Genomic DNA, 3,322 nt, shown 5'->3' with positions numbered 1-3,322 from the left:
GTCTGGGTCCCCCATTTGCCAAAGGGGGCACGGGCCTTGAGCCGGCGACCGCGAGGGGCGCGGCCACGCAGGCGGGTCATTTTGGTGTTGAGGCTCGTCTCGTCGATAAAGACCAGGCGGCCTGGCTGGCGGCGCATCCGGGGCTGACGCTTCTGGATCCAGACACGACGCTTCTCGGCCACGTCAGCGCGTGCGCACTCCGACGCCATCAGCTGTTTTTTTATACGTGAACCCGGCCCGGCACAAAAGGCGCGACAGGGAAGCGGTATGAGCAACAATCCCGCTCGCCTGCTGGAGACGCTCGGCAAGCTCCGGCATGGTTATGTCCGGCGTCTCCTCCACTGCAGCGATGAGGAAGTCCAGATGATCCGACAGCGGCCCTTTGCCCGCCGGCCGCCCCATCTTCGAAGCCTTGACTTGCCCGCTCCGTTCCACTCGTGAAGCCCAGCGGATCGCCGAACTGGCACTCACGGCAAAACGCCGCCCCGCCGCTCGGCGCGACTGCCCTTGGCTAATCGCATCGGTCACTCGAACGCGTAAGTCGTCAGAATGGGCCATGATCCACCTCCTAACACGGTGAATCACGAATCCACCCAAAAGGGAATCCCTCGACTCAAACTTCCCGCACGACGCTCTAGTTCATCGATCTGCCCGGCCTCAAGGCCACTATGAAGGCGCGGTTCCTGAATGACTTTCTGCTGAGAACCATCGAGGCCTACCGAGCAAGGTCGGGAAGGGCAGGGCCGGGGAAAGGCGATGCCCCGGCAGCCGATCTGGAAGATTCCTCGAACCAGTCGTTGTCCGGAATCGTTTCAGGCGGCCGCTCTGGGCAGGGGATAATTATCATGGTCGTAGAGAGACCGGATCTCGGGGCCGGTGTAGTCGCCATCATCGGTTTCGATCATGAGCGTTCGCAAATCTACCAGCGACTCCTCGACCGCAAACTGAACGGCAAGTGCGAGGCTTTCGAACCGACGATATTTCTGGGGTGCCCTACCTCGCATTGAGCGAGAGGTCCCGGATATCTGCACATACACCGCCGCAGGCGTCGTGAAATCCAATGTCGTCATTTCGGCAATCTTCTCGCAAATCACCATAACAAAAAAGGCCAGGTGAACCCGGCCTTCTCATCGCGCATCAATGGCCAGTGCCAGTACATCCGTAGTCAAAGACCAGACGCGCCATATTCTCACGCAGCCTGAAGGTTCTCAGCTGCACTTTTTCCATTGCGTCGATCCGTCACGACATCGAACGAGAGCTTCTGACCCTCTACGATGGTGTGCATTCCCGCCCGTTCGACGGCCGAAATGTGAACGAACACATCGGAGCCTCCAGTATCGAGCTGGATGAAGCCAAAGCCTTTGGTCGTGTTGAAGAACTTTACGGTTCCAGTATTCATAACGATTTCCTTTCAGTCGTTCGTAATAAATAACCCACCGTGCGAAGCGCTTAGTGAGTAAGTTTTGATCGATTTTTGGAGAGGAAAATCGTCAGCGCCAATAGCGCAGAAAAAGATCGGCAACAAGATCGATGAAAACAAGCATAAACTTTAAATGCGTTTATGGCAAGGCAGATAAGTTCTTTGGTGATTTGTCGGAAATATCCCAGAAATTCCTAGAATTAACATGCCGTATTCCAAAAAATACGAGACGTTTCACTTGTCGATCTTAACGACGGATAATCCACTCGGCAATGTGTCCCCGTCGCGAAGCTCTGCGAGTATCTGCATCACGTCCTCCCGGAAGGACTCCCACATGGGCTCGCCCTCAAACCCGACCAGTTCCTCATGCCCCTCCATACGGCACATCAGGCGGCAGATGCGCTCCACCGGGCGAGAGAGGTTTTGGGACATCATTCTTTCCTTTCAATGTGTCTGTCATCGGTGAGCGGGAAGGTCCCTGCCTACCGTGCCGCATTCCCCCGATCGGCAAAGGGAGGCGTTTGCACAAGTGTCGCTATGAGCCGCAGCAAAGCCTGATGCTCTGGACCGTTCGCGCCAGTTCTGAGGAAGTCGCGCAAGGCGATAAAGGAAATGGCGGAACCGAAGGGACCATTCGCTTGATGAATGATGATGGCCATCCCGTCGGAGGGGTCGCGACCGAGGTACCAGATATCATCGCCAGGGCTTCTGTAAAGCTCACGTCGTTCGTCCATCTCAGTTCTCCTGATTTGCGGTAGCTGGCAATGCGTTGGTTGAGCTTCGGGCAAAAGAGAGCGCCAGCTGAGAGCCCCACGCCGGCAGGAACTCAATCGTCCCTTCGGCTTTCGAGCCAAGGAAGTTCCCTTTTTTCGTTTCTGGCCGATCATCGCTGAGATCTTGCCAGTTCTCTACGGCGCATGAGCGATGGCTTCCCGTAGCTTTTGAATGAGTTCTTCATGCCCTATGGCTACGGATACTGTCGTTTGATCGCCCAGATATATCATCGACCCCTCCTTGAGAGGCTCGATCTTCAAAATCTGCGATATGTTCACAGTAACCGGTGTTGCGTCGCGGCCCGTTTTTGTGAGTGTCAGGAGGATCGGTTTCATTTGCCCCCCGGTTATGGATGTGGCCTGTGATGACCATCATAACAAGGAACGAAAGGTACGCTGAACAATGCCTTCCCACCGCTGTACGCTGCTGCGCTCTAACAGCATTGCACCTTATGGAGTGGGGCGGGTCAGGCGCGTTCGCTGCACCCGCCGAGATCCGGAGGATGTCTTTTCGAGCCTGGTTCGCGTAGGCGGTGTGCCGTCGGTATTGGTACCGTTGGCGGGCGTCTCACGGGTGTCTTCGCTGTCGTGCCTCTGTATCTCCTGTGAAACATTGGAGCGCTTTTTGTAATATGAGCTTGCTGCGACAGCAAAGTCGCTATTCTTCGGCTGATTTTTTTGCGCAGAATTGTCATTTTTATTTTTCATAAGATCCAATCCAGTCATCAAGATGGGATTATAATCCTTATTTTGTCGATCTAATATGAATAAATATTTATTTAATCTAAGTATTTATAATTGCTCTTGTTTATCCCGTTGCATTCATCGAGGGCAATTCCGACAGGGGCCCACGCACATAGACGACGTCGATACCGATTTCCTGAGCCAAATCCGTTGCGGCTTTGACTGCATCGTCGCGGGTATGAAACGGCCCGATGGGATCGGAGGGGACAACGTCATCGGTGTATGTGGCGCTATTTACAACCCAAACGGGGCCGGTCAATTCAATCAGCACCCAATTGCTTTGTGTCGGAGGGCTTTCGTCTTCGCGAAGAAATCGAACCGTTGTCATCGCCGTTCCCTCACCAATCCTCATAGGACGAGAACGGCGTGGCGCTCGCAAGGTTCC

Annotated in this window: 5 protein-coding genes; all 5 read right to left on the bottom strand. The window is 54.7% G+C overall.

All coding sequences use genetic code 11. The features are described 5' to 3' along the window. Positions 1-183: 183 nt before the first annotated feature. Positions 184-558, bottom strand: coding sequence for an IS630 transposase-related protein (locus ACTJKX_RS38010; protein ID WP_440726361.1), 375 nt, complete (start codon positions 556-558; stop codon positions 184-186). 631 nt (positions 559-1,189) lie between these two features. Further along, positions 1,190-1,399, bottom strand: a complete 210-nt coding sequence (locus ACTJKX_RS38005) for a cold-shock protein (protein WP_149249126.1) — start codon at positions 1,397-1,399, stop codon at positions 1,190-1,192. Positions 1,400-1,654: 255 nt separating this feature from the next. After that, on the bottom strand, positions 1,655-1,855 hold the full coding sequence (locus ACTJKX_RS38000) for a hypothetical protein (RefSeq protein ID WP_440728484.1): 201 nt from the start codon (positions 1,853-1,855) through the stop codon (positions 1,655-1,657). Between the two features lie 47 nt (positions 1,856-1,902). Continuing rightward, positions 1,903-2,154: a hypothetical protein gene (locus ACTJKX_RS37995; RefSeq protein WP_440728483.1), complete on the bottom strand. Its 252-nt coding sequence runs from the start codon at positions 2,152-2,154 to the stop codon at positions 1,903-1,905. 847 nt (positions 2,155-3,001) lie between these two features. Then, positions 3,002-3,322 (bottom strand): SPOR domain-containing protein (locus ACTJKX_RS37990; protein WP_440728474.1); only part of this gene is annotated, 321 nt, incomplete at its 5' end.

Origin of the sequence: Labrys sp. 22185, assembly GCF_052045555.1 — a bacterium.
In the GTDB taxonomy this organism is placed as follows: domain Bacteria; phylum Pseudomonadota; class Alphaproteobacteria; order Rhizobiales; family Labraceae; genus Labrys; species Labrys neptuniae.
Note: the sequence above shows the minus strand (reverse complement) of the source record. Positions and strands in the feature narration are given on the sequence as shown.

What these genes read in the sequence shown, in the direction of transcription:
- ACTJKX_RS38010 (WP_440726361.1), bottom strand. Translation starts at nt 558, where the DNA reads ATGGCCCATTCTGACGACTTACGCGTTCGAGTGACCGATGCGATTAGC.
- ACTJKX_RS38005 (WP_149249126.1), bottom strand. Translation starts at nt 1,399, where the DNA reads ATGAATACTGGAACCGTAAAGTTCTTCAACACGACCAAAGGCTTTGGC.
- ACTJKX_RS38000 (WP_440728484.1), bottom strand. Translation starts at nt 1,855, where the DNA reads ATGATGTCCCAAAACCTCTCTCGCCCGGTGGAGCGCATCTGCCGCCTG.
- ACTJKX_RS37995 (WP_440728483.1), bottom strand. Translation starts at nt 2,154, where the DNA reads ATGGACGAACGACGTGAGCTTTACAGAAGCCCTGGCGATGATATCTGG.